Below are 26,354 nucleotides of genomic sequence, written 5' to 3'. Positions count from 1 at the left end.
CCTATGCTGCGACAAACGCAAGACCGTCTCGGGTGGTCCGTCAGCCTGATCCTGTTCGTGCTCGTGTTGTATCCCCTGCTGGCCGTGTTCATCCAGGTGCTGCTGCCCGGCGTGTTTTTCGGCAACTGGGAACGGGGGGAGCTCAGCCTGCTGCTGGAAATCTTCCGCCGCCCGTTATGGCAAAAATCATTGGAAAATTCGGTCGTTCTCGCCGGCGGAACGACCGTTCTGGCTACGCTGCTCGGCGGGGGACTGGCGATGGTCCGCTCCAGCCGGCAGTTCCCGACCGCCCGGCTGCTGGACGCCGCGGTCTGGATTTTGCTGATCATGCCCTCCTTCATTTTGGCCCAGGGCTGGGTGATGTTTTCGGCGGGCGGCGGCCTGGCCGCGAAGCTGCTGGGCTGGACCTGGATCACCCCGGCGGTGTTTCAGCCGGCCGGCCTGATCGCGGTTATGACGCTCAGCAAATTTCCGCTCGCTTATTTAAGCGTGCGCTCGGCGATGGAGTGGAAGGTGGAGCAGCTGGCGGAGGCGGCGAGGCTCAGCGGCGCCTCCCCGTGGCGGGTATGGCGCACGATTCAGGCCCCGCTGCTGCTCCCGGCCTTCCTCGCCGGAGCGGCGCTCGTGTTTATGGACACGGTCGGCGATTTCGGGCTTCCGGCTTCGATCGCGGCCGTGTACCGGTTCCCGACGCTGCCTTATTCGATCTACTCGGCGCTGTATACGTCGCCGATCCGTTTTGACATGGCCGGGGTGTTGTCCTTTTACCTCGTGCTGCTGATCGGCGCGGCGATGATGGTGCAGTTTTACGCGCTGCGCCGCTCCAGATTCGACTTCTTGTCGGCCCGCGCCGTGCCTGCGGTGCCGAAACCGGCCGGGCGCCTCAAATGGCCGTTCGCCGCGTTGAATCTGGCCTTTTTGCTGGTTGTCATCGGCATTCCGATCGGTTCCAATGTACTGCTGTCCTTTTTAAAAACGCAGACCGGCGGGCTGCAGCCCGGGAACCTGACTCTGGAGCACTACCGCTCCCTGTTTCACAGCGGCTCCGAACTGCTCGTCGGACTTGAGCGTTCGCTTGCGATCGCGCTGCTTGCCGCCGCGCTTGGCCTGCTGATCGGCTTGATGGCGGCTTACGTGCTGAACTATTCCCAGTTCCGCCTCAAACGCGGCATTGAGGTTTTATCGCTTGTCACGCTCGCCGTGCCCGGCGTCGTACTGGGGATCGGGTACATCTTCGTGTGGAACCAACGCTGGCTGGACAAGATCGGGCTGCTGCTTTACGGCAAACCGTCCATTCTCGTGCTGGCGGCGATCGCCGGGGCGATCCCGGTCATCACGAGAGTGCTGATCGGGGCGATGGCCAAGGTGCCGGGCAGCCTGCTGCATGCCGCTCAGTTGAACGGGGACACCTGGCTGGGCCGGATCCGCCGCGTGCTGGCTCCGCTGATCCACGGTGCGTTGCTGTCCGCCGGACTGGCCGCGTTCGGGTCCGGCGTGTTCGATTTGGCGGTCAACTCGATTTTGTTCCCGCCGAATTTCATCACGTTTCCGGTATCCGTCAACAAAGCTTTTGAAGACATGAAGTTCGGATACGCCTCGGCCGCCACCGTTTTTGGCGGAACCGTTGTCGTCCTGATTATTCTGCTGCTGGAAGTGCTTCTGCGGCGCAAGGAGGTTAAGTCATGACTACTAGAGTGACAACTGCGGGCGCGTCCACAATCGGCATGCCCGCGACGGGCACGTTCTCGGCCGGCATGTCCTCGGCTGGAACGTTCTCAGCCGGAACTTTTTCGACCGAAACTCCCTCGGCCGGCACGTTGCTGGAAATTCGCGGGCTGACGAAACGGTACGGTTCGTTTCAGGCGCTCGGCGGCGTCTCTTTCGATATGAAGGAAGGCGAAATTATCAGTGTGCTGGGCCCCTCCGGGTGCGGAAAGTCGACGCTGCTGCAGCTGATCGCCGGATTGTCCCGCCCCGATGACGGGGAAATCCGCCTGAAGGGCGAAACGATCGCTTCTCCCGGCGGGATGGTCCCGCCCGAGAGACGAAACGTCAACATGGTGTTTCAGGATTACGCCCTCTGGCCGCATATGAACGTGTTCGACAATGTGGCCTACGGGCTGAGGAAGCTGGGGCGCGAGGAAAAGGCCGCGCGGGTCGGCGAGCTGCTGGAACTGCTGCATCTGGGCGGTCTGGAGCGCCGCTTGCCTCCGCAGCTGTCGGGCGGACAACAGCAGCGCGTGGCCATCGCCCGCGCCCTGGCCACCCGTCCAAAGCTGATTTTGCTGGACGAGCCCTTATCCAATCTCGACATGCGCCTGCGCATCGAAATGCGCGCGGAGATGGCCTATTTGTTCCGCAAGCTGGGCATGAGCGTTTTCCATGTCACGCACGACCCGGAGGAAGCTTTTTCGATGGCCGACAGGCTGCTCATTTTGCGCGGCGGCGCTATCGACCAGATCGGAACGCCGCAGGAGTGCTTTACCCGCCCGGCCAGCCCGTGGGTCGCCTCCCTGCTCGGCGCCATCAACCGCCTGCCCGGGCTGCTGGAGCGAAGCGGCGGGTACGCGATCCGCATCGGCGGCGCGGGGAGCGGGAATGACGTTCCCCGCCCGGAAGGTGCAACCCGTATCGAAGGCGCCGCGGGGCCGGAGTGCTCCGGTCTGCCGGACGGCGCCGCAGCCGAGCTGCTGTTCCGGCCGGAGCAATTGCGGCTGATCGAAGGCGGCGTTGCCGCGGAGGGCCGGGAAGGAGAAAACCTTCTGCCCGTAAACGTGGTTCACTGCACCTTCGAAGGGACACGCTGGCGGGTCATGGCCGAAACGGACACAGGACACAAGCTGTACGTGCTAAGCGCGTCGCCGCTTCCGGTGAACACCCGGCACACCGTCATGCTGCCCAAGGCAAACGCGTATATTTATGCTGCGCGTCAAAACGAAGAACGAAAGGTTACGGCAAAATGAACCCACTCACCCATCGATCGCGCTTGCTGGCGATCTCCGACATTCACGGCCACGGGGAGGGACTGAAGCTGCTGCTGGCCGCTTCCGCTTACGATGCCCGGCGGGATCGCCTGATTCTGCTGGGCGATTACATTAACGCGGACCCGGATACCTGGGGAACGCTGGAGCAGATTCAGCAGCTCGACTTGGACGGGGCGACGGCTCTGCTCGGGAATTTGGAAATGAACCTGTTGAAACAGGCCGGCCCAATTCCCGAGGCGCTTGTCCCGCATGCCCGGCTGGATTGGTTAAGCGGGCTGCCTTTTTATATGACCGTAGGCCCTTGGCTGTTCGTGCACGCAGGTATCCGTCCGGGACGCTCCCTGGAACGCCAATCCCCCGAAGACCTTACCGGGATTCGCGAAGACTTTTGGAACGGTGCGCCGGACTGCGGATACACCGTCGTATTCGGCCACACGCCGACCTATAAACTGGGCGCCAAACCCGGCGCGATCTGGCAGGCCGCCGGACGCCTCGGCATCGACACCGGGGCCAAACACGGCGAGCGGCTGACCCTGCTTGACCTCACCGGCGGCACGGCCTATTCCTGCTCAACCGCGCAGACCAGCCTGTACGGCGATCTCCGGATCGAGGCGGTATCCCTGCCGGCGTGCCATTAGGGGGAGGTACGCCACCATTCAAGGCTCATTGGAAAAATTCCAATCGATCGGCGGTAATCGAACGGAATTTTGAGCTCTCATTGGCAAAAAACCAATAGATTTCACTCAAATCGCCCGTTTGGGGCCCCGCCGACCCCAATCTATTGGAAATATCCAATCTAGCAGCTGTATTTACCATTAGATTTCCAATTCTATTGGATATTTCCAATCAGGCTATTGGGTCACTTGAGAAACGGCCGAACCTAAGCCTTTCTCCTGCAGCAGCTTGATAAACATCCCGCCGACCACACTGCGGTGCTGAAAGTTCATCTGCCGGGCCGTCCGGGTGTCATACCAATCCGAAAAGGGCACGCGATCGCGCGTTTCGTTCAGGAAATCCCAAAGCGGCTCGATCAACCGGAGGAAATCGTCCCGGTTCTCCGCCAGCGAGGCGGCCCAAACGAGCCAATCGGCCTTCGTGTAATGCTCGCGGCTATCCAGCGGCACGCCGTACCGGTCCCCCTGCGACACATACCAGGCCGCTTCCCGCCGGACGATCTCCTCGTCAAATAAGCGGGTGCCAAACAAAAAGTCCCAGATCAAATTGTATTTCAGGCTCCACGTGCCCTCTTGGCCAAACGCCAGCACGGTATGGCTGCGAGCTCCGCTGTCTCCATTTTTTCCGCCGCTCCGCTCCTCGGCCAGTTCCGCCCAGCGTACGGCCATCTCTTTGACCGCGGCCTTATAGCGCTCTGCTTCTTCCGGCTGGTCAAGCAGACCGAGCAGCAGCGAATAGCCGGCCACCCCCATGACCGCCTTCGCCGAAAGATTGGCGTTGCGGGCCAAATGCCCGGCAAAATCATCCGTGCAAAGCTGGTTTTCCGGGTCCAGCCCATGTTCCAGCAAATAGTCCGCCCACCCTTTCAACAGCTCCCGATGCTTCCGCACGAACTCCATGTTCCGGTCGGCCAAGCTGACCGCGGCGGCCATGATGAGCATGTTGCCGCATTCCTCGACCGGCATTTGTCCGTCCAGGGCGTTTCCCCCGTACACCTGGCCGTTCGCCAGCGGGTACTGTCCGACGTCATGCGGCGCGAAATCAAACGGCCAAGCTTCACTTGCCGCATATCGGAAAATCGGCCGCATCATTCCCCGCACGAGTTCAGGCCGGTACAGCAAAAACAGCGGGATCGAAGGATAACTTACGTCCACCGTCGCGATGCAGCCGTTGCTGAAACATTCCTTGGACATGAAAAGCAACTCGCCTTCCGGGCCTGTGACCAGTTTGTGCGCGGCGATGGCCTGGCGGTAGGACAAAGCCAGAATGTCGGCGTATTTATCACCGCCGGCGGCAGTCGCGTCCGCCCGGAGCTGCCGGTCGAATGAGCCGCAGCGTTCCATGATTTCGGCATACTCCCGGTACGCCTCCGCCAGCATCGCCGGAGCGGTTTGGCCGTCTTTTTTCCAATAAGCCTCCAGCTTCTGGCCGAAATATTCGATCGCGTAAACATCGTCGTAAGCGAGCACGATCAAATTCGTCTTCTCCGCTTCGGCTACTTCCCCGCAGTCCCACAAGCAGGCCATGACGAACTGACTGTCCCTCACCGGCTGCGGCTGGGGCATTCGCGACAGGTTCTTTCCGATGCCGCCGGGCTCCAGCTCCGCTTCCCCGGTTCTCGCAAATGCCTTGCGGACAGCGGCGGTGTCCATAAAGGTGCGGGTATCGGCTCCTTCTCTCGCCGCCAAATAAAAGTAGCCCCAATCGATCCGCCGGTCGTCTCCTGAAGCGTTCAGGCAGTTCTGCTCGGCATGGCCGGCCTGCAGCAGCGTCAAGCCGTCCGTTTTTTCCTGCCGCCACACGATGCTTTGATCGCTGGTGTTTACGCACCATTCCCCGGTCGCGTCAAAATAGATCCGCACGGAATGCGGCCGGCCGTCCACGGAACATACGCGGAAATGCACGTAGGAAGCGGGCCGCGACAGCAGCTCAAGATCATCCAAAAGCAGCGGGCTCGTAAATTTCACCTCAAGCCGGACTCCCGCCGCCTCAAAACGATAAATGCTGGAGAGCGGAGTCACTTCAAGCCCGGTTTGCGGGATCGCCTCCGGCTCAGTGTAGTAGTTTTCCGCGTTTGGCTCAAGCAGCCCGGCGAAGCGCCAGGGGACGCCGTCGATCCGGATGATTCCGGTAAGCGCGTTTCGTTTGCCGGTCCAGTGCCGCGTAAAATCATCGGTGAGACGGTCCGCCATCGACCATACGCTGAAGTAAGGATCGATCGTCACCAATGGAACGGCCGGCGGGCGTAAAACGTTATTCATAGTCATCTGCCTCCCTGCGTAGAATCCGTTTTTTAGAGGTAGTTCAAAAAGGCCGCTTTTGATCACTCACTTTTATGGATTGTAATGCGTGTTTTCTCTTCGCCGTGCTCATAACGCACCAGGAGCGTTTGGGACGCCGTATCCCAATCGAAGGGAAGCCGGATGCCGGCTTGCGCCGGCGCTTGATCTCCGCCGCCCCCCGCCTGCATGGTCACCGCCGCAGGTTTCACTTTGCAGCGAACGCGGGCCACAGCTTGCAGCGGCCGCGGCCCCCGGACCGTAAACGAAATCGTCCGGCCGTCTTCGGTGTAATCTTCAATCCGCGAGGAAGCGGCGATTACTCCGCAACGCGGCGTTCCTGCTTCGCTGCTTGGCGCGCGTGCTCCGTCAGCCGGGTTTACCGCCTCGTTAGCCGTCGCTCCCTCCCCGCCGTCCGGCACTCTCGCTTTGCCGATCGGCAACCTCGTTTCGCTGATCGGCAACCTCAATTCACCGATCGACACCCCCCTTTCACTGATCGGCGCCCCCGCATATTCCAAATCGTATAGCAGCGCCTGTTTCCCCGGTGGTACGATAACTCGATCCGCGATGCGCAGCCCCGAATCCAGCAAATCCACAAACCGCCCTTTCAGCTCCAGCGGCGAATCGCTCACGGATTCAGTCATTACGGATGCGATCACGTACGGACCGCGGCGGATTTTAAAATAATTCGCCGATTCCCAGCGAACCCTGGACTCGCCGCCATCCAGAGCCGCGAGCGCCTCCCTCACGGCACGCCGCAGCTGTTCCGCCCCTTCGGCGCTTTCCGCAAACCGCTCCGGACGCACGCGCAAATAGGAAACGCAGCCTTCCCCAACCGGCGTCAGCCCTTCCGGCGCATCGGCGGGCAGGCCGAGGCATTCGAACAGATGCTCGCGCGGGGAAGCATATTTCCGCTCGCCGCGGTTCCACCATTCCCGCACCCGATAGTACGGATCGCTGTCGTCGCCGACGTAGACGAGCGCCCCGCCTTCCCGAACCCACTGCGCCAGCGCGCTGTGCAAATCCGGATACTCCGGCTTCATAAACTCGTAGCTTAGCACCAGCAGCCGATACCCGTCCAGATACCCCGGAAACCGCCGGACGTTGTCGAGCTGCACCGGCCTTACCGGCAGTCCGTGCTTGACCAGCGGCAGCGTCAGGCCGTAAAAAGCGGAGAAGTTGAGCAGCTCCACCGCGTCCTCGTCGGTCAGCTCCACTTCGTTGGTCCCGTCGTATTTCATCAGGAATCCGGCCGTTTTCACGCCGATGCGCTTGCGCTGATACATGGCCGAATCCGCCAGCAAAACGCCGGCCAAGACGCCGGGTCCGTCCACCTCTACATCGGCCTGCTCCATGTCGCGCAGCGTATGCATCGCCGTAAGCAGCACCGTGGCATAGTCGCGCGGAATCCCCTCTTTCCCGCTGCCGTCTTCGGAAGGATAACGCCCCTCGAAAACGCGCTTTGGCCAAGGAGCCGCCTCATAGCGCGACACCTCCGGATGAAGCAGCGACGCGGTCAGCGTTTTGATGTAATTTTCACGGTAATCGGCCCAGGTCCGCTTCGGATCGTCCTCAATCGGATCGTGCAAAAACCACATGCGGCGGTCCGTTCCCCGAACAAGCTCCTGCATGATGCCGTACTCCAGAAACGCCGTCTCAAATGTGCGTTCCGCCCGCTTTCCCTCGTACACGTTGGCCGTGCGGGAGGTTCCCGTCCAAATCTGGGCGATATAGCCGTTGATCGAGGGCAGATCCAGCAGCTTCGATTCCGGGCTGACGATGCGCCACTGCGCATAGTTGATCAGGCTGTGCGTCGGCACGAAAAACCGCAGCGGCCGGTTGCAGCGAACGAGCGAATATTCCTTGAGCGCCGAGCAGATCCGGTCCAGACAGCGGGCGTACAAATACGCCTTCAGCTTGGAGGCGCGGTACTGCGCGTCCTCCGACGCATGCGGAGCGATCCACGGCTCGTTGTAAAAGTTTTGCCACTCCCGCTTAAACGCCTCGGAGTAGCCGCCTTCGACCCAAAATTCCGGTTCCTCCAGATGGATTGCGTCCACCCCGGCATCAACGGCCGGGCGAATTCGGCCGGCCAGGAAATCGGCATAGGCGATCGTCGGCACCATGTAAGGGATGTCGGCCGAAGTGCCGTGGATGATCGTTTCGCCGTCCTCGTATTTTTGCGCTTCATCCCAATGGGACCGCCCGTCGACCTTGCCGTTCAAATAATCCTGATAGCCGCCCCACGACACGCCGGTCATCAAATGCACCCGGTAGCCCCGGTCCGCCCATTCGCGAATCCGCCGCGGCGTCGATTCATCGATCCCGTAGACCATGACAAAGTCCGTCTGGAGATCGTAGGAGGGACCGTACGAACTCCCCTCCTGAAACCCGGTGCGCTCCTCCTCACGCCCTCGGGTGTTCGCCAGCCGTTCCTCCTCGCGGCCCCGGGCGTGCACTAGCCGTTCTTCCTCAAGCCCTTGCGTCCGCGGTTCTTCCCGTCCCTGTCTCTGCATTCACCGCTCCTCCTTCGCTCCTCTTTTAACGCCCGTTATAAACGGACGCGGATCGTTTTGATTTCAAAAGGAGTAAATTGCAGGTTAATATGACTTTCCCCCTCCGCCAGCAAGCGGAGCGGATTTTCCAGAAAGTCGGCCTCTTCAATAGCGGAGCACTCGAACCCAAACGCCAGCCCGGCCCGCGCTCCGGCTCCGGCCGTCTCGTACAAGCGGACGATCAAATGGTCGCTGTCTTCCGCTTTTTTGACGGCTTCCACCATCACGTTCGGGTGATCGATTTGCACAAATTGCCGCAGCCGGACCAGTTCGCCATTGATCTTGCCACCGTGCGCGCCGACGATCTTGCCTTCATGCTCGCCAATGATCTTGCCGTCATGCTCGCCAACGATCTTGCCGTCGTGCCCGCCGGCGGTCTTATCGGCGTGCTTGCCGACGGTCTCGCCACCGGTGTTGCCGGCATTTCCAGCGCCGGTCCGGACACCGCTCTCCCCAGCATTCTCCCCGTCCACAACCGTCCCCGGCCCCACCACCGTTAGCGGAACATTCAGTTCATATCCTTTACGGTAGACGCCCGCCTCGATAAAATCGCCCGTATGCGGATAAAGGGCATACGTAAACTTGTGGTGCGCCCGGTCCGCCGCCGGGTCCGGATATCCCGGGCTGCGCAGCAGGTTCAGGTCGATCACGTTTCCGTCCACGCTGTGCCCGTATTTGCTGTCGTTCAGCAGCGCCACGCCGTAATCGGGCTGCGACAGATCGATGTAGTGGTGGGCGCAAATTTCGTCCCGGGCAAACTCAATCCGGTTGTTCCGGGTCGTCGGCCGCTTGATGACGCCGAATTGAATCTCACAGTTCACCTGTTCGCTGGCGACGTTTACCGCAAACGCCACCCGCAGCATTTTCCCTGACTCCCGCCAAGCGCACTCCGTTTCAAATTGCAGCGTATCGCCGCCTTGAAACAGGCTGATTTTCTGCGTTAGCACGGAGTCTCCGAACCGGTATTCCTGCTCGATGACCGCCTTCGGCCCTTGCACGTAAGCCGACGCCTTAACGAGCTCCATCGCCCCTGCGACCGTGTCACGGTAATCGCGCGGGAAATCCCAGGCATCGCCGTCATCATGATACACCGTAAACACGTTGGCCTTGGCGCCATCCGGAAACACCTCCCGCGCGGCCGCCTTATCGTACAGTGAAGCGATGCTGCCGTCTTCATGGAAGCGGACCGCCAGCCGGCCGTTTTCCAGCCGCCGCTCCTCGGCTACGAGCACTTCGCCCCCCGCCCCCGGTTCCGGGCGAACCTCAAGCATTTCCGAACTCGCCTCCCGCAATGGCCGCCAGCCCATCCCCGGCACGCTCACAAAATGCCACCGGCCGCCGTATTCCACCCATTCCCGCCGCTCCCACGGCAGCGAATTAAACAACACCGGCTCATTCGCCAACCCTGCCAAAACGGCAACCCTGCCGTACGTTTCCTCGATCATCGGCCGAACCTCGCCAAACAGCGTCTCATAACGCGCCAAAGACTCGTCGTAAACTCTCGTGATCGAAGACCCCGGCAAAATATCATGGAACTGGTACAGCAGCACTTCCTTCCAAATCGCCTCCAGCCGTCCCGCCGGATACGCCCCGCCGCCCAGCGCCCACAGCAGCGAAGCCGCAAACTCCAGCTCGCGCAGCGCTTTCTCCAGCTTGCGGTTGTACCATTTGTTCCGGGCCTGCGTCGTCAGCGTCCCCTGATGTTTTTCCAGGTACAATTCGCCGCGGTAGGTGTGGAAACGTGCAGCCTCCTGCTCCAGCCGGCGGAAGAACGCGAGCGCAGGCTCCTGAACGACCGGCGGCAGGCCGAGCAGGTTCTTCTCCCGCGCCAGCCGCTCCAGATGCTCCTCGCCCGGGCCGCCGCCCCCGTCGCCGATCCCGAACAGCATCAGCGCGTGCCCGGATACGTTCCGGTCGAGGTAGCTCCGCTCAATTTTCGCCAGCGACCGCGGCGCGGCCGGGCTGTTGTACGTATCCTCCGGCGGAAGATGCGTCAGCACCTTCGTCCCGTCAATTCCCTCCCACATAAAACTGTGATGCGGATGCGTGTTGTACGTGCTCCAAGACAATTTTTGCGTCATCATGTAATCGACACCGGATTTCTTCAGCAGCTGCGGCAGACTTCCCGTATAGCCGAACACGTCGGGCAGCCACAGCACCTTCATCTCCTGGCCGAACTCCTCGCGGAAAAACCGTTTTCCGTACAGGATTTGCCGCACCAGCGCCTCACCCCCGGAAATATTCGTGTCCGGCTCGACCCACATCGCTCCCTGGGCCTCCCAGCGGCCTTCCCGCACGCGCTCCTTCACCCGCTCGTACAGCTGCGGATAATGCTCCTTCATCCACTGGTACAGCTGGGGCTGGCTGGCGCCAAACACATAGTCCGGGTATTTTTCCATATTGCGCAGCGCCGTCGAAAACGTCCGCGCGCCTTTGCGGATCGTTTCCCGGATCGGCCACAGCCAGGCCAGATCGATATGCGCGTGCCCGATCGCGCTGACTGTCAATACGGGATCGCCGCCCCGCATCGCCAGCTCGCCGGATACCCGCTCCTTCGCCAGGCGCACCGTCTCGTCGTTGATTTCGGCCAGCAGGTTCGCCGCATCGTATACGGCTTGAAGCACCCGCGCTTTTCTCGCGCTCGTTTCCGGCAATTGCTCGGCCAGTTCGATCAGCACCTCCAGGTCGTAATACAAACTCCGGGCTTCCTCGTTGCAGACGGCGATGCAAGCTTCCTGCAACGTACCGCTCCGAAACTCTCCGAACAGGTCGTTGCAGCCGCCGTCGCCCCACAAATCGATCGTTTCCCCGCCTTTAGCCGCGGGACTGACGTCCACCACCCGCTTGCCGGGACGCCCCAAGCTGTAGTCGAACCCGGAACTGACGTTCGTTAATCCCTGATAAGGAACTCCCTTCTTATCCACCAAGCATAGCTCTCCGCTAATGTCGATCAGCAGCACCACCTTACTGCCGGCAAGCGTCTTCGGTACCTCCCCGCGAAAATGAAACCAGGCGCAATCCCACAGTTCTCCCCATTTGCCGCCGGTCTTGAGCTCCGTCTGCTTTCCGCTTTTCCGCTCCGCGTAAGGGACCGGCTCCCGCGTGACCCAAGCCGTCACGGCCAAGGTTTCCACAGGACGATATATGTAGCTCTCCAGCTTGGTAAGCCGCTGTTTGGCCTTTTGCGTCATGATCTGATTTGTTTCATACGGCATGCTGCATCACTCTCTCCTTTAAATTTACAAAAGAAGAGGACTGGCCTCTTGCAGTCCTCCTATCCGCCTATCCGCCTAACCGCCGTTTTACTTCGTAACCGCCTCCGCTTTTTTCTGCGCTTCGTCCAAAATCGCCTTGATGTCCCCGTTTGTCATCAGCGATTTGGTGACCGCGTCGCCGAACATTTGCCACACCTTCGAATCTTCCTTCGCGAACGTCGGCAGCCCCTGCACATTGCCGGACATGGCCAGATAATGCTGGTACATCTCCGGATGGGCGGACTTGTAGCCTTCCGATTCGGCGATCGATTTCAGCACCGGCGAGCGGACTCCGGTATCGGCGATCAGCTGTTGAATTCCCCCGCTGTACATCGCGCGGATGTATTCGAACGCCGCCTCTTTGTTTTTCGCGTCTTTAGGCACCGCGTGGAACGCCGCGCCGATCGTAATGTTGCCGGGCTGGCCGTCCGGCGACAGCGGAATTTGCGCCATCCCGTAGTCGATGCCGATCTGCGCGCTTTCGATCGCGCGCCAGGGTCCATCGATCAGGTAGGCGATCTGGCCTTTCTTGAAGGCGTCAAAATAGGTGCCTTCGTTCGTATTGACCATCAGCCCGGCCGGATGGCCCGCATTCAGCCGCTTCAGGAACTGCACCGTTTCTACGTTGGCGTCCGAGTTGAACACCGGCTGGCCCCGATCGTCGGCAAAACCGCCGCCGTTAATGACAAGCAGCGTGCCGTACCGCAAATATCCGCCCGCGTTCGGCCCGGCGTACACCCCGCCCCCGTAAAACTTGCCGCCCCCGGCTTCCGTCACCTTCTGCACATTGGCGGCAAACTCCTCCCAGGTCGCCGGCGCTTGGTTCGGATCGAGGCCGGCCTCCTGCACCAGCTTCTTGTTCCAAAACAAGCTGCTGACGCCCGGTTGGGAAGCGAAGCCGTAAATTTTCCCGTCGTATTCCATCGGCTTCCAAGCCGCCGGGGCGGTTTTTTCGCGAATCTCCTTGGCCATCTCCTCCGGGAACGGCTCCAGCAGGCCCTGCTGGGCAAAGCCCGGCATTTGCGTTTCGCCGACGATGATGTCGGGCATGTTTTTCGCCAGGAACCCGGCCGTTTGTTTCTGGATCAGTGGCTCGCCCCAGCCCCAATCCTCCGTTTTGGCGGTAATGTTCTTGCTCTTGAGCTTATCGATGATGATCGATTGGTAGTAATACGGGAATACGCCGGCTTTTTTCAAAGGTTGGCCGGGAGTATACGAGAAGTCCTCCTCCGCAATGCGCGGATTTTGCGTTTCATCCTTAATGAGGGACTGCTTCTTTTTCTCCAGCAAATCGTTCAGCACCCCAACGCCGATACCGACCGCACCTTCATTGAGTACAGTGATCGTCGTGCCGCCCGCCGTTTCCGACGTGTTTGCGCCACCGCCTTCCGATTGGGCCGTGCCGGGTTCGCCCGTCCCCGCGTTGCCTCCGGCCGTCCCGCTCCCCCCTGACGAACAAGCCGCCAAACCGATGGATAACATAAGCGTAAGCGCGATGGCGCTCATCTTTTTAAGCCGCATTCGTACCCCTCCATTTATTAAGAAATCATGTGTATCGATATACACTCCAAAAAGCAGACAGGCCGCATGTACCTACCCTTTGATCCCCGTGTTGGCCAACCCCTGGACGATGTACTTCTGGAAGAAGGCAAAAATCAGCAGCGCGGGCAGCGTAATGCCAAGGCTCAGCGTGATGATCATCGGGTAGTTGATTACCGCGCCCGGACTGGCCCCGACGGAGGACAATCTCGTAATCGCCGCCGGAAGCGTTTGCAAATGGTCGCTGGTCGTATAGAAAAACGGTGTAATGAAATCGTTCCACGTACCGAGTGCCGTCGTAATAGCGATAAAAGCCATAATAGGAAGCTGCAGCGGGAATAGGATTTGAAAAATCAGGCGGACCGTCCCGGCGCCGTCGACGATCGCCGCTTCATCGATTTCCAACGGAACTTTTTCGAGCGATTGCTTGACCAAAAACGTGCCCATAATGTTGATGGCGGGCCCGCCGATCAAATAAATCCACCACGAGTCCAAAATGCCGGTTCCTCCGGTGAAAATATGGTTGCCCCCGGCAAAAGGAAAGCGGGCAAATTCCAGGTACGTCGGAATGATCGCCAGCGTGCCCGGGATCATCTGCGTCGCCAGCAGGATTAGAAACAGCGTATCCCTTCCTTTAAACCGGAGCCGCGCAAATACATAACCGGCCAAAAAAGAAGTCAGAATCGCCCAAAACGTGTTGTAGGCCGTGCGGATGATTGAGTTTTTCAAATAGGTGGTGACGGCGGCGTCGGTCGATCCGACGATCAGAGCCTTGAAATTTTCCAGCGTCGGCGCTTTTGGAATCGGGAATATGCCCAGCACCGTGGAGGTAAACTCCGTTTTCGTGAAAAATCCGGCGAGCACCATGAAAATCAGCGGATAAAGCAAAATCAGGCCGATGCCGAGCAATAGGATATGGCCTAACAGGTATACGGGCTTCCATTGCTTTTTAAACTTCGCGCTTAACGTTTCCGGCATGGTTTCCCGCCCCCTTTTTAACCGGTTTGATCGGAATCGTCGTCCGTTTGTCCGTACGGGTTGACCAGTTGTAATACAGCACGGTGATGACGATCACGATGACCGCCATAATCAAAGACGAAGCGCCGGCCATGCCCAAATTGAAGTCCCAGAAACCGTCGCGGTAAATGCGGAAAACGAGCACTTCGGTTTGTCCGTACGGCCCCCCGTTCGTAATGAACAGCACCTGTTCGTAGATTTGAATCGCCGCGATCAGATTGGTGATCACGATATAGGTCGCGATCGGCTTCAGGCCGGGGAGTGTGACATATCGCAGCTTCCCCCAGCGTCCCGCCCCGTCGATCTCCGCCGCCTCGTACAGCGACACGTCGACCGATTGGAGCCCGGCGAGCCAGATGAGCGCCGCTCCTCCGACGCCTTTCCAGACGGAATAAACGACGATCCAGAAAATGCCCCAGGACACGGAATACTGCCATACGACCGGTTCCTTGCCCAGCGCTTTCAGCAAATTGTTGATGACCCCGTTATTCGAATCCAAAAAAATGTTGAATACCTGCGTCGTCGCTACAGTCGCCGTAACGGCGGGAATATACCAAATCGAGCGGTAAAAGCCTTTGCCCATGAGCGGCATATTCATCAGCAGCGCGGCCCCAAAACCCGCCGCCAGCGTAATGACCGTGACCAGTCCGCCCAGCCACACCGACCTCCACAAAGCTCCGGTATAAACCGGGTTGTTAAAGAAGCTAATGAAATTATCGAACCCGATGAATTTCGGCGAGGACGCCAGACCAATCCATTCAAAAAAACCGAGCCCAAAGCCGAACAACGTCGGAAAACCGGAGACTATTAGCCAAAACAAAAACATCGGCACAAGGATGACCGCAGCGATCCAAGCATCCTTATGCCTGCCGAATACCTGCCGACGCCCCCGCCGGAAAGAAGGACTTCCCCCCCGTTCTGCCGTTTTTTCCATACCTGCTTCTGACCTCCTTACCCCAATTCCACCTGCACGTATGCGCTTACATCTGACTAGTCGTTTGTGTTATTAAATATATTTTACTATGTCATTTATGTCAAGATATTAGATATATCATTTATCGCTAATTTTCGCGTAAAAAAAGACGCCTGCAATGGTGATTCATGCAGACGCCCGGATTCTTTGCAGGCTGCTTGGATTATCGCTTCTCGTGGATCAACGGGCCGGTGGACTGGCTTTCAATCAGTTTCGGCTGCAAAATGACCTTGGCATAACCCGGCTCTTTATTGTCGGAATTTTCGAAAATTTGCAGCAAAATGTTGGCGGCCGCCTCCCCCATGTCGACTTCGGATTGGGAAATATGCGAAAAGTATCCCCACTCATGCAGGCCCGGCGAAGGATCGTCAAAGGTAAGAATCGACACGTCCTCCGGAACTTGAAGGCCGAGTTCTTTGCAAATCGAATAAATATGCAGCCCCAGCCGTCCGTTCAGCGTAATGTAGGCCGTGGCGATCCGGTTTTTGATAAACCGGTACAGGGGATGCGTTTTGTCGATGCCGCTGTAGTCGACGTTGAAATCGGTCAGAATAAGCGCCGGATTAATCATCGCCTCTTTTTGCTTCAAAGCCTCCATATAGCCGTTAATCCGGTCCTCGACCGTAATTGTCGGCAGCGGCGAATCGGAGCAGATGGCGATATCGCGGTGCCCGAGGCTCCACAAATAATCGACGGCGAGCTGCCCGCCGATCAGGCCGTCGCTGCGCGCCACATTCGTGGCGATCCCCGGCAAATACCGGTCGAGCAGCACAAACGGGAAACCGCTGAGCTTCAACGCCAGGATTTCCTCATTGTACGTCTCCGCGTCACATGGGAAAATGATCAGCCCCGCCGCCCCTTTGCGGAGCAGGTCTTGAATCGCCTCTTTTTCCCGTTCGATCGAGTTGTACGTCAGCACGATGTGCAGGCTGTACCCGCTGTTTTCGATGACGTTGTTGATGCCCTGGATCAGGCGGATGCCAAAATAGTCGACGAGAAGCGGCATGACAAGGCCGATCGTCTTTCTTCCTTCGCCTCCAGGCGGCGCGGTATCCGGGGGATAGGGCATTTTGTCCGCCCCTGTGGCCGCCGCTGCGGTCACCGGGCTCGTATTTGCCGCACCGCCCATACCGCTCGTACCGCTCGTACCGCTCGTACCGCCGACGCTGCCTCCGCCGTTCTCCGTGCGCATCCCCGAACCCGATTCATGGACATGGGAGCCGCCCATCAGCTCCTTAATGTTCTCGCCGACGAAGCTCCCCCTGCCCGGGATGCGATAAATCCATCCGTCCTTGGCCAGCTGCGTCAGCGCGTTGGCGACGGTGATCCGGCTGACGTCAAACTGCTCCATCAGCTCTTTTTCGGAGGGGATTTTTTCGTTTTCCCGCAGTTCGCCTCTCAAAATCTGATTTTTGAAATGCTCTTGAATCTGCATATATAACGGTTTTCGCTCGTTTTGCATGCTTGGATTCTCCTATTTTTTTCTCTTTTTACATTTACGATATATCATTTATGTCATTTAGTCAATTGATACTGGCGAGACGCTCTTTACAATACTTGTACATCTTTTTAATTCAGCGTTTACATTCAGTCGTTACAATGAATACAGGAACGGGAAGGAAAGGAATTCGACTTCTATGTCTTTACTGCACAAGATTGGCAACAACCCTATCATCGCTGCGGTACGCAAGCCGGAGGATATCGAACTGGCGCTGGACAGCCGGGTGGAAAATATTTTCTTCATGGGCGGAACAATAAAGGAAGTCATCCGCGGCGTCCGCCTGACGAAGGAAAGGGACAAGGGTGCCTTTATCCATCTCGATTTGATTAAAGGGCTATCAAGCACCGACAAGGAAAGTGTGGATTTCATTTCGGATTACGTCGGCGCAGACGGAATCATCACACCCAAAAGCCATTTGATCAAGGAAGCAAAACGGGCGGGTCTATACGCGATTCTTCACCTGTTTGTGCTTGATTCTCAGGTTTTGAAGAATGGGCTAAGTTTGGCTCAAAGCATTCAACCGGATGGCATTGATCTCATGCCGGGAGTTATTGCAAAAATCATTCATACTTTCTCCGAGACGCTGACGGATACCCCGATTATCGCAAGCGGTTTGATTCATACAAAAAAAGAAGCGAATGAAAGCTTGTATGCCGGTGCGACATCGCTGGCAACCAGCGATACAGAGCTTTGGAACCTGACGTTTCAAGACCTGCACTACACTGTTTAAGAACGTAACAATTTAATAAATCCAGTTTCGAGTGAAGAATGAGAGAAAGCTCCAAACATTGAACAGGGTTTTGTACCCTTTGTTTATTGTTGGGTGCTTTCTCTTTTCTTATATATAACAACATGCATAAGGAGGAATGAATCTGATGACGCGATTATCCAATTGCAATGAACGTTTTGTACTTGTTATTAGCATTGACGGCATGGCCAATTCCTATTTGCATGATCCGTATGTCCGCATGCCTACTTTACGTCGGATTATTCGTGAAGGCGTATCAGCGGCCGGCATGGAGAGTGTATTTCCGACGGCGACTTGGGCGATTCATGCCAGCATGGTTACCGGGACATATCCTCGAAAGCAAGGCGTGCTCGGAAACTGGGTGATAGACCGCCCGAATCGCCGGGTGGGCGAGCATTTCGCCGACCGCACCTGGAACAAAACGGAGGTACTGCGCAGAGAAACCTGGTATGACGCTGCAAAGCGAATGGGCTGGACTACCGCATCCATCTGTTGGCCGGTTACACGCGGAGCAGAAACGATCGATTTCAATATCCCTGAATTTTTCGAGCAGGAATTGTTCGAGACCTGCTGTACGGCCTCGCTTTGGAAGGAGTTGAAAGCAGCCGGATTGCCGGTGGAGTGTTATGGTGACTGGAGCAAGGATCATGCCCGCGGACCCATGCAGGACTGGCTGACGACTGAAATCGCCAAATACTTGATCGATCGCCACAGCCCAAACTTGATCCAGATGCACTATTTACTGCCGGACAGCATGCAACACGATTACGGCGTTCGTTCCAAAGAAGCTTACTGGTCGCTTGAATATGTAGATGAGCGAATCGGCGAGGTGTTGAAGGCATTAGATGAGAAGGGAATCTTGCACCAAACCGACGTTTTCATCGTATCCGACCATGGATTCGTCAACACTGCCAAGACGTTCTATCCGAACAGGCTGTTCAAACAGAAGGGCTGGCTGAATACCGGGGCGAAGGATAGCCAGGTGATCGCTGTATCCAATGGAGGATCGGGATATGTATATGTGCTGGAGAACGAACCTGCCCGAAAAACCCAACTCATTGACGAGGTTCGCCGCGTTCTTGCAGAAAGCGAGGGAGTTGGCCGGCTGTTTGAACGGGAAGATTTCCCTTCCCTCGGTCTTCCGGCTGAAGGCGAGTTGGATGATCACAGCCCGGACTTTGCCTTCGAGGCCGAGCTGGACTGCTTTGTCCATTTCGACTACAACGGAGACTCCGACCACCGTGGAGATGGAATTGTCGAATACACAACCAAATTTAAAGGGATGCACGGCTATCTGCCGCAGCATGAACAATTGAAAGCCGTGTTTACGGCTGCGGGCCCCTCGATCCGTTCCGGTTTGACTTTGCCGGAAATTCGTATCGTGGACATCGCCCCAACCATTGCCCGGCTTCTCCGTACAGAGCTTGCGGATACGGATGGTTGCGCGTTGGATGATATTTGGAAGGAGGAATTAAAGCTTGGAATCATCGGTGCCGTTTGCCAACAAGCCTAGCAAGGCTTCGGTTCGCGTACGCAGCAAGCTGCTTCAGTCATGGGTGCCTTTCGCTTTTTTGCTGCCGGCGCTTGGCCTCTATGTCGTATTTTTCATCTACCCGTTTATCTTCGCCTTTATTTTGAGCTTTCAAAAGTGGAACCTGATTAGCCCTAACAAGGAATTCGTCGGACTTGACAACTATAGGCGCCTCTTGCACGATGAGGTATTCTGGATTTCACTCAAAAACTCAGCCCTCTATGTATTGTTAACGGTACCTTTTGCCATGGGGATTGGACTTGCGCTTGCATTGGCCGTGGAAAGCTTGTGGAGAGGCAAGCGGCTGTATCGGATGATCTTCTTCCTGCCGGTTGTCTCCTCTATTAGCATCATCAGTATCGTATGGAGCTTGATGTACAATGAGCAAGTCGGCGCCATCAACGTGCTGCTCAGGATGTTCGGCATTCAGGGCCCCAATTGGATGAACGATCCGGCGACGGCGCTTTGGTCTCTTGCGATTGTCGGAATCTGGAAGGGATTCGGCTACAATATGGTGCTCTATATTTCCGGACTCAAGTCCGTAGACCGCACTCTTTACGAAGCGGCTTCCATGGACGGTGCGGGGCGCTGGAAACAGTTCCGCCATGTAACTCTGCCTATGCTGTCGCCGGTTACCTTCTTCATTCTTGTCATGAGCATCATTTCGTCATTCCAAGTCTTCACGACGATCCAAATTATGACACGCGGCGGTCCTAACAATGCAACCAATGTGTTGGTATATCAGATTTATCAAGAAGCCTTCCAATTTTTCAACATCGGGGTGGCCTCGGCTTCTTCCACCATTCTACTTCTGCTTGTCGGTACTCTTACGGTCATTCAGCTTCGCTTGTCGCGAAAAACGGTCCACTACCAGTAAAACGTTTGTTTTTAAATAAAGGAGGATTGTGGAATGAACCATACCTTGCGTTTGGTGGAAGAAGGGTTTAAGCATCTTTTTCTGATTGTCGTTGCACTAATCAGCTTAATTCCGATTATTTGGATGCTGGCCACTTCGTTTAAGGCGCCGGAGGAGGTGTTCAGCGGCCATTTATTCTGGGCGAACCAGTTTAATGTGAACGGCTATCTGCGTGTGCTGCGGGAAATCCCTATCGGACTTTGGGCGTGGAACAGCGCGGTTACCGCCAGCTTGCAGACGCTGGGACAGCTTATCGTAGGCGTAGCGGCCGCTTTTGCCTTCGCCCGATATCGCTTCCCCGGCCGGGATGCCCTGTTTTTCTTCGTGCTTATTACGATGATGATTCCGCATCAGGTTACGATGGTGCCGACTTACATGATCGTCAACGAGTTGGAATGGCTAAACAGCTTTGCAGGCGTGATCGTGCCGCATCTTGCCAGCGGCTATGCCATTTTCCTGCTCCGTCAATCGTTCATGACAGTTCCGTATGAGCTGGGGGAGGCCGCTGTTATTGACGGATGCACTCCGCTTGGAATGATGTGGCACGTGTATTTGCGCCTGTCGGTGACCGTGATCAGTGCACTGGCGGTTATTCTTTTCGTAGGCAACTGGAATGAATACAATTGGCCCTTGCTTGTGCTCACCGACAAAATGATGCAGACACTCCCGATTGCTTTCGTGCAGTTTCGAGAAGAAGAAGCTCTCGAATGGGTGCCGACAATGGCTGTTGCAACCTTGTCCATGCTGCCGATCCTGTTTCTGTATCTTGCAGCGCAGAAAAATTTTATCCAAGGCTTTATGAATAGCGGGTTGAAAGGCTAGTCTCATTTTTTCCAAATCCAGGGAGGAAAATAAAAATGACAACATTGAAAAAGCAATGGATTATTTGTTTGTTCGCAGTGATCATGCTATTGTCCGCCTGCGGCGAAGCGGGAACGGGACAACCCTTAAGCGGTGAACAAGACGATTCCGAAGCGTCCAACGAGGTTGTGGAAATCGAATTTTTGCATATGCATGCCGGCGACATCATCGACAAGATGGTAGAAGAATATCACAAAAGTCAGAATAAGGTTAGGGTCAAACCGGTATTTGTACAGGGTAATTACGAAGGCATCATTGAAAAAATTCAGACGCAAGCAGCGGCCAAGCAGCTTCCCGACGTATTCACGAACGGATTCGTGTATACCCGTTTCGCTTTGGACACACTGCCGGTCGTTCCCGCTTCCTCCTTTGTCGAGAAGGACAAAAACGATTTGTCCGACTTTTTTCCAACGATGCTGAATTTGGGCAAGGGCGATGATGGCAAGCAGTACGCCATGCCTTTTGCCGTGAGCACGCCGATTCTGTTTTACAATGCCGATCATTTCAAAGAGGCCGGACTCGATCCCGAGAATCCGCCAAAAACGTGGCAGGATGTTCGCGATGCCGCGAAGAAGCTGACGGTAAACGGACGATACGGTGTCTACTTCGATTATAATATTACCGGCAACTGGATCTATCAAGCGATGACAGAAACAGCCGGCGGCCAAATGATGTCCAAAGATTTGAAAACCGTCGGGTTCGACTCTGACGCCGGCCGCAAGGCGCTGGAGTATTGGGTTGATTTGGTGAATACGGATAAATCTATGCCGGTCTTGGATACCCAGCAAGCGAATCAAAGCTTTCAATCCGGCAACATTTCCATGTATGTGTCCACGACGGCATATCTCGCAAGCTTTCGCGAGCAATCGCAATTTGACATCCGCACGGCGACCTTCCCTTCACTGGACGGCAAACGCGTTGTTCCTGCGGGTGGAAATAACCTTGTCATCTTGGCGCAAGATCCGAAAAAGCAGGAAGCGGCCTGGGATTTTGTGAAATTCGCGACTTCCCCCAAAGCGACTTCGATGATCGCACAGGGCTTCGGCTACATGGTAACGCGCAATAGCGCACTGGAAGATCAGCAGCTGATGGGCCATTTCCTGCAAGAAAACCCGGCAGCCAAAGTGACCTATGAGCAAATCGAAGATATGGTGCCTTGGTATAATTTCCCGGGATCATCGGGCTCGAAAGTGTACAAAATTGTCCAGGATAACATTCAGGCCGCGCTGCTGCAGCAAAAATCAGTAGACCAGGCCGTCAAAGACGCAGCGACTCAGTCAAATGCTTTGCTGAACTAGAAGCGGAGGAGATTGGTTTTGGAGCAGGGCTTTCTTTTTCACACCAAAGTATGCTTTTTCGATCTGGATGGCTGCGTTTACCATGGCGATCGGCTATCTCAAGGGATTGTCCCGCTGCTCCATCAGCTGCGGCAGAGGGGCATCTCCTATGCGTTCTTGACAAACAATTCCCGTTTGAACGGATTAGAAATTAAGGAGCGACTGGCGGTCATGGGGATGGATGTCCTCCCTGACTCTATCTTCACAGTAACGGATATCGCCGGAACGTACATCAAAGAAAAGTATGGAAATGTCTCTGTGAAAACCATTGGAAGCGCGAGTCTGGCACGCAGTGTTGAACAAGCAGGGCATCGAACGGTGTCCTGGAACGATGCGGGGGCCGATGTTGTGGTCATTGGCCGGGATACCGAGTTCCACTATGGGAAGCTTCAACAAATCGCAGCGGATATTATGCAAGGAGCGTGTCTGATCGCCACGAACGGGGATCTTTACCATCCCGGAGTATCGGGGGAACGAATTCCCGAGACCGGCTCGCTGTTGGCCGCTATTGAGGCTGTAACCGGCGTCACGGTGGAGTGCATCGGTAAACCGGAGCCATATATGTTTCATTACGGAATGAAGCAATGCGGTGTCTCTCCCGAGAACTGCGTTATGGTCGGCGATAATTTGGATACCGATATATTGGGCAGCATCCGGGCAGGTTTGAAATCCGTATGGATAACAAATTGCAGTGTAGATAATCCTTACACCCCCTCTAGTGAACGGATAACGGGAATCCATCCCGATATCGTCGTAAACAGCATGGAGGAGCTTTACCGGATTGTCGCCGCCGAAACGTTAACGGTTAAAGAGTAAGCCGAGCTAACGAAAAGAACATCGGGGAACGTCGCATGAGGTGCCAGTTAAGCCCTGGATCGTCTGTGAACGTTCCCCTTTTATTTGCTTGGCAAATAATATTAGACATATTTAATATATTGTTCAGGTGTTATCGTTTGATTTGCGAACAAGCCGAAGAAGGAGGGAAGGAGCGGCCGGCCGCCAACGATGGCTCCACATTATGAGGATCCGAGGTGAACGAGCTTGATTCGAAAGCTGTCGATGACTTGTATCGTATTGCTATGCACGTTGTCCTTAACCCTAGGCACCACCTCAACGAACGCACAATCCTCAGCGCAGCCGCAAAAAAACACCATCAGCTGGCCCAAATCGCAAGCGCTTCCAACCTTTGCGAAGGCAAAGCGGCTCGATGTCGCTGACGTGTACCAGATCCCCGGCGACATCCGGTTGCTGCTGGCCACTTTGCAAGGGGTCGTTAACCGCACGGAACCGAGGATTTACCTGCTGGAGAACCAGGAAGAAGGCAAGCTGACCTGGCTGAACGATCTTCAGGTCCCCTATACCCTGCACGACGATTACTGGAAGCTTGTTCGGAAATACAAAAACGAAATAACAGGCATGATCATCTACGACCCTAAACTGCCCGACTCGATTAACGTTGCCACAACCTTGGCCGGGATGAAGGACGCCGTCGTCGCCAGCCCCGAGCTAGCGGAGCTGCTTAAGGCGGCCCCTTATAACTTGAAGGTGGCCGACGATCTTCGCGGCAAATTCAAGGACCGTATGGATGCCTATACATGGCAATACGAAAATTTATGGAGCAAAACGACGCACCGCATGCTGATCGGGCTCAGCCCAAACACCTCGATCAGCATCCCGCCGGGGCTGCCCGAATCGTTTGAAGTGATCGCGGAGGAGGCCGAGCAGATCCGCGACGCCAGCAACAAAGGAACGTATGATTTGGATTTATCGGGATTTTTGGGGGATGAATCGGTTTATCTGCGTTTCGATGACGCCTTTCCCCAGGACGGCTGGGGTTCTGCCGTTCACGAGGTTGTCGTTAAAGCGGACGGAGAGATGATCGCGCAGTTCATTCCGGGCACGCCGGAGGAAGAGCCGTTCCTGTTCGACCGGCAGGACTCGCAGGTTTCCGCCGGAGACGGCGGGCACCGTTTTGCCGATAACGGGCGTTATTTCGTCTACCGCTTTACTCCCCCGGAGGGCACGCGCGAGTTGACCGCCTCCGTCGTCATGTGGAACCAGTACAAAGTGTCGGCCGGGAACGTTGATCCGCCGTCCTCCGAGCAGAAGGAGCCTTACGGCTACCTGCGCGACTATGCCGTTGCCAATAAGGCGATGGTGTTCTGGCTCGAAGTGAACGATCCGCAGCAGAGAGCGCTGTTTGAGCGAATTCTGTCCGAGGTCGAGCCGGGCACGCCTTACTTGGGCTGGTTCAGCAACGATGTTGCCGGCGAATTCAGCTCCGTGGAAGTAACGTCGAATTATGGGGTTTACGTGCTGGCCGCCGACTGGTTCAGCAATCTGACCGTTTTTTCCGGCACCAAAGTCCAACCGGTCAAAGCGAAAGCTCCCCGGGCGCCCAAGCTGGAGAACAAAATCTACGTCACCTATACGTTCAGCGAGGGCGACAACTTCCAGTACAACCAGCACAAGATGCGGAATCTGTGGGACGATCCGGCCCGCGGCGAGGTGCCGATCAACTGGACTTCGAGCCCGCTGCTGTATGATGCGGCGCCGGCGATGCTGAACTATTACCGGAAAACAGCGACGGAGAACGACCTGATTATCGCCGGGCCTTCCGGCGCAGGCTACTTTTATCCGGAAGCCTGGCCGGAATCGACCTTCGCCGATTATTTGAAGCGGTCCTACAAGTATCTGCAAAAAACCGGCATGGGCCTGCCTTACGTGCTGAACCGGATTGACGGCGAAAACGTCCCTTTAGGCGAATCCTACGCCCGCGCCTACGAGCGCTATTACAAAGCGCCCGGCCTGTTCCTGAGCTGGGAAGATCGCCACGGCGTCGAGATCTTAAACGATTCGCTGCCGGTGTCGACGATCCAGGGCATCAGCACGGTCCAGGACGGCCTGCGCAGCCTGGAGGAGGCCAAGGCCGGCTGGGACGGCGAATCCCCGCTGTTCGTCTCCCTGGGCCTGCTCGCCTGGAGCATGACGCCGTCGGACGTCGTCCGGATGAGCGAAGCGCTGGGGCCGGAATATGAAGCCGTCCGCGGCGATCATTACTTCTCGCTGATCCGCGAAGCGTATGATCTGCCCGCCAAGCCACGGGTGTTGGAAAGCGAAAGCTTGCAAATGGAAGCAAGCGAATAACATAAACCAACATGGAGATAGCAAGGCCCTTTCTCTTCCTGCTCGTATGGGATGAAGAAAGGGCTTTTCTTAGCGGGGCTGTTGCAGCAATATCATACAAGAATCGTTTCAATTCATGTATTATAATGACAACATCATTCGTAAAGAGAGAAGGTGCAACATAGTTGACACGCAATGTGCGCGAAATCAGGACGGTTGTTTTCGATCCTGATTTAAACGTGGAAGCTTACCGCTTTGTGGGAATAATGCAGAAATTTCCTAACCATTTTCACGATTATTACGTTATCGGCTTTATAGAACAGGGCAAACGTCTGCTCTCGTGCAATCGGAAGGAGTATATCATCAATAGCGGGGATGTCGTTATTTTTAACCTTCGCGAACCCCACGCCTGCGAACAGGTCGACGGAAGATCGCTGGACTACCGTTGCATTAATATTGATCCGGAAGTCATGCGCCAGTACGTGCAGGAAATTACGGGAACGGCCTACTTGCCCCGCTTTTCCCAAACGGTTCTTTATCGCAGCGAACTTGCCGGATACCTGCACGATTTGCACCAACTGTTAATGGAAGGGGAGACGGGTTTTCATAAAGAAGAAATGCTCCTGCTTCTGATCGAGCAACTGCTTCGGGATAACTCGGACGCCACGCCCCGTTTGTCCGCCAATGAACCGAGTGCCGAAATCAGAACGGTATGCGAATATATGGAGTCTCACTTCCCTGAAAACATCACGCTAAATCGGCTCAGTGAACTGACCGGACTAAGCAAATACCATTTGCTGCGATCTTTTACCAAACAAAAAGGGATTTCCCCATACAGCTACCTGGAGACGATTCGCATCAACCAGGCAAAACGGCTGTTGGAGCGGGGAGTATCTCCGATGGAAGCTGCCTTGAAATGCGGTTTTAGCGACCAGAGCCATTTCACTAAATTCTTTAAACGGCTGATCGGTTTGACGCCCAAGCAGTATATGCGTATCTTCGACAACGAAACCGCACCGCAGCAGGCAAAGGATGTTCCGGTATGAGGAGTCAGC

Annotated in this window: 18 protein-coding genes; 11 read left to right on the top strand and 7 right to left on the bottom strand. The window is 56.3% G+C overall.

What is annotated here, in order from left to right; genetic code table 11:
- Positions 1 to 3 precede the first annotated feature (3 nt).
- The 3 genes from DYE26_RS28710 to DYE26_RS28700 are packed head-to-tail and all read left to right on the top strand — an operon-like array spanning position 4 to position 3,622.
- Positions 4 to 1,686, top strand: a complete 1,683-nt coding sequence (locus DYE26_RS28710) for an ABC transporter permease (protein ID WP_036619775.1) — start codon at positions 4 to 6, stop codon at positions 1,684 to 1,686.
- Positions 1,683 to 2,963: an ABC transporter ATP-binding protein gene (locus tag DYE26_RS28705; RefSeq protein WP_051985262.1), complete on the top strand. Its 1,281-nt coding sequence runs from the start codon at positions 1,683 to 1,685 to the stop codon at positions 2,961 to 2,963. The genes DYE26_RS28710 and DYE26_RS28705 overlap by 4 nt, the downstream gene beginning before the upstream one ends.
- A complete protein-coding gene (locus tag DYE26_RS28700; RefSeq protein WP_036619773.1) occupies positions 2,960 to 3,622 on the top strand; it encodes a metallophosphoesterase in 663 nt (220 codons plus the stop codon). The genes DYE26_RS28705 and DYE26_RS28700 overlap by 4 nt, the downstream gene beginning before the upstream one ends.
- 213 nt (positions 3,623 to 3,835) lie before the next feature.
- Here the strand turns inward: DYE26_RS28700 and DYE26_RS28695 are convergent, their stop codons facing one another.
- The 7 genes from DYE26_RS28695 to DYE26_RS28665 all read right to left on the bottom strand — a co-directional run bounded on the left by DYE26_RS28695 (position 3,836) and on the right by DYE26_RS28665 (position 16,741).
- Entirely contained in the window at positions 3,836 to 5,920 is a 2,085-nt protein-coding gene (locus DYE26_RS28695; RefSeq protein ID WP_082207676.1) for a glutaminase family protein, read from the bottom strand.
- Between the two features lie 62 nt (positions 5,921 to 5,982).
- Complete coding sequence (locus tag DYE26_RS28690) at positions 5,983 to 8,457, bottom strand: hypothetical protein (protein WP_240534097.1); 2,475 nt, start codon at positions 8,455 to 8,457, stop codon at positions 5,983 to 5,985.
- Positions 8,458 to 8,492: 35 nt separating this feature from the next.
- Positions 8,493 to 11,711, bottom strand: a complete 3,219-nt coding sequence (locus DYE26_RS28685) for an alpha-mannosidase (protein ID WP_036619771.1) — start codon at positions 11,709 to 11,711, stop codon at positions 8,493 to 8,495.
- A gap of 87 nt (positions 11,712 to 11,798) precedes the next feature.
- Positions 11,799 to 13,271 carry an extracellular solute-binding protein gene (locus DYE26_RS28680; protein WP_036619770.1) on the bottom strand — a complete coding sequence of 491 codons (1,473 nt, stop codon included), beginning with the start codon at positions 13,269 to 13,271 and terminating at the stop codon, positions 11,799 to 11,801.
- A gap of 72 nt (positions 13,272 to 13,343) precedes the next feature.
- Positions 13,344 to 14,267, bottom strand: a complete 924-nt coding sequence (locus DYE26_RS28675) for a carbohydrate ABC transporter permease (RefSeq protein ID WP_036619768.1) — start codon at positions 14,265 to 14,267, stop codon at positions 13,344 to 13,346.
- Entirely contained in the window at positions 14,239 to 15,240 is a 1,002-nt protein-coding gene (locus tag DYE26_RS28670; protein WP_051985261.1) for a carbohydrate ABC transporter permease, read from the bottom strand. Before DYE26_RS28670 ends, DYE26_RS28675 begins: the two co-directional genes overlap by 29 nt.
- Before the next feature lie 202 nt (positions 15,241 to 15,442).
- Positions 15,443 to 16,741, bottom strand: a complete 1,299-nt coding sequence (locus DYE26_RS28665) for a GntR family transcriptional regulator (protein WP_036619765.1) — start codon at positions 16,739 to 16,741, stop codon at positions 15,443 to 15,445.
- Between the two features lie 175 nt (positions 16,742 to 16,916).
- On the opposite strand from DYE26_RS28665, the gene DYE26_RS28660 reads away from it, so the two are divergent.
- From DYE26_RS28660 to DYE26_RS28625, 8 genes are all read left to right on the top strand, one after another.
- Positions 16,917 to 17,510 carry a glycerol-3-phosphate responsive antiterminator gene (locus tag DYE26_RS28660; protein WP_036619763.1) on the top strand — a complete coding sequence of 198 codons (594 nt, stop codon included), beginning with the start codon at positions 16,917 to 16,919 and terminating at the stop codon, positions 17,508 to 17,510.
- A gap of 145 nt (positions 17,511 to 17,655) precedes the next feature.
- Positions 17,656 to 19,041 carry an alkaline phosphatase family protein gene (locus tag DYE26_RS28655; RefSeq protein WP_036619760.1) on the top strand — a complete coding sequence of 462 codons (1,386 nt, stop codon included), beginning with the start codon at positions 17,656 to 17,658 and terminating at the stop codon, positions 19,039 to 19,041.
- The gene (locus DYE26_RS28650) at positions 19,007 to 19,936 is read left to right on the top strand and encodes a carbohydrate ABC transporter permease (protein WP_051985260.1); all 930 of its coding nucleotides are present in this window, start codon (positions 19,007 to 19,009) and stop codon (positions 19,934 to 19,936) included. Before DYE26_RS28655 ends, DYE26_RS28650 begins: the two co-directional genes overlap by 35 nt.
- A gap of 33 nt (positions 19,937 to 19,969) precedes the next feature.
- A complete protein-coding gene (locus DYE26_RS28645; protein ID WP_036619759.1) occupies positions 19,970 to 20,797 on the top strand; it encodes a carbohydrate ABC transporter permease in 828 nt (275 codons plus the stop codon).
- A 35-nt stretch (positions 20,798 to 20,832) separates the two neighbouring features.
- On the top strand, positions 20,833 to 22,134 hold the full coding sequence (locus DYE26_RS28640) for an ABC transporter substrate-binding protein (protein WP_115311348.1): 1,302 nt from the start codon (positions 20,833 to 20,835) through the stop codon (positions 22,132 to 22,134).
- An 18-nt stretch (positions 22,135 to 22,152) separates the two neighbouring features.
- A complete protein-coding gene (locus DYE26_RS28635; protein WP_036619758.1) occupies positions 22,153 to 22,989 on the top strand; it encodes an HAD-IIA family hydrolase in 837 nt (278 codons plus the stop codon).
- A 225-nt stretch (positions 22,990 to 23,214) separates the two neighbouring features.
- Positions 23,215 to 25,320: a GxGYxYP domain-containing protein gene (locus tag DYE26_RS28630; protein WP_051985259.1), complete on the top strand. Its 2,106-nt coding sequence runs from the start codon at positions 23,215 to 23,217 to the stop codon at positions 25,318 to 25,320.
- Positions 25,321 to 25,484: 164 nt separating this feature from the next.
- Complete coding sequence (locus DYE26_RS28625; protein WP_051985258.1) at positions 25,485 to 26,345, top strand: AraC family ligand binding domain-containing protein; 861 nt, start codon at positions 25,485 to 25,487, stop codon at positions 26,343 to 26,345.
- Positions 26,346 to 26,354: the final 9 nt, after the last annotated feature.

Source organism: Paenibacillus macerans (assembly GCF_900454495.1).
Lineage (GTDB): Bacteria > Bacillota > Bacilli > Paenibacillales > Paenibacillaceae > Fontibacillus > Fontibacillus macerans.
This window is presented reverse-complemented; position numbering and strand designations above follow the sequence as displayed.

What these genes read in the sequence shown, in the direction of transcription:
- DYE26_RS28685 (WP_036619771.1), bottom strand. Translation starts at nt 11,711, where the DNA reads ATGCCGTATGAAACAAATCAGATCATGACGCAAAAGGCCAAACAGCGG.
- DYE26_RS28675 (WP_036619768.1), bottom strand. Translation starts at nt 14,267, where the DNA reads ATGCCGGAAACGTTAAGCGCGAAGTTTAAAAAGCAATGGAAGCCCGTA.
- DYE26_RS28680 (WP_036619770.1), bottom strand. Translation starts at nt 13,271, where the DNA reads ATGCGGCTTAAAAAGATGAGCGCCATCGCGCTTACGCTTATGTTATCC.
- DYE26_RS28665 (WP_036619765.1), bottom strand. Translation starts at nt 16,741, where the DNA reads ATGCAAAACGAGCGAAAACCGTTATATATGCAGATTCAAGAGCATTTC.
- DYE26_RS28645 (WP_036619759.1), top strand. Translation starts at nt 19,970, where the DNA reads ATGAACCATACCTTGCGTTTGGTGGAAGAAGGGTTTAAGCATCTTTTT.
- DYE26_RS28710 (WP_036619775.1), top strand. Translation starts at nt 4, where the DNA reads ATGCTGCGACAAACGCAAGACCGTCTCGGGTGGTCCGTCAGCCTGATC.
- DYE26_RS28705 (WP_051985262.1), top strand. Translation starts at nt 1,683, where the DNA reads ATGACTACTAGAGTGACAACTGCGGGCGCGTCCACAATCGGCATGCCC.
- DYE26_RS28660 (WP_036619763.1), top strand. Translation starts at nt 16,917, where the DNA reads ATGTCTTTACTGCACAAGATTGGCAACAACCCTATCATCGCTGCGGTA.
- DYE26_RS28670 (WP_051985261.1), bottom strand. Translation starts at nt 15,240, where the DNA reads ATGGAAAAAACGGCAGAACGGGGGGGAAGTCCTTCTTTCCGGCGGGGG.
- DYE26_RS28700 (WP_036619773.1), top strand. Translation starts at nt 2,960, where the DNA reads ATGAACCCACTCACCCATCGATCGCGCTTGCTGGCGATCTCCGACATT.
- DYE26_RS28640 (WP_115311348.1), top strand. Translation starts at nt 20,833, where the DNA reads ATGACAACATTGAAAAAGCAATGGATTATTTGTTTGTTCGCAGTGATC.
- DYE26_RS28690 (WP_240534097.1), bottom strand. Translation starts at nt 8,457, where the DNA reads ATGCAGAGACAGGGACGGGAAGAACCGCGGACGCAAGGGCTTGAGGAA.
- DYE26_RS28695 (WP_082207676.1), bottom strand. Translation starts at nt 5,920, where the DNA reads ATGAATAACGTTTTACGCCCGCCGGCCGTTCCATTGGTGACGATCGAT.
- DYE26_RS28655 (WP_036619760.1), top strand. Translation starts at nt 17,656, where the DNA reads ATGACGCGATTATCCAATTGCAATGAACGTTTTGTACTTGTTATTAGC.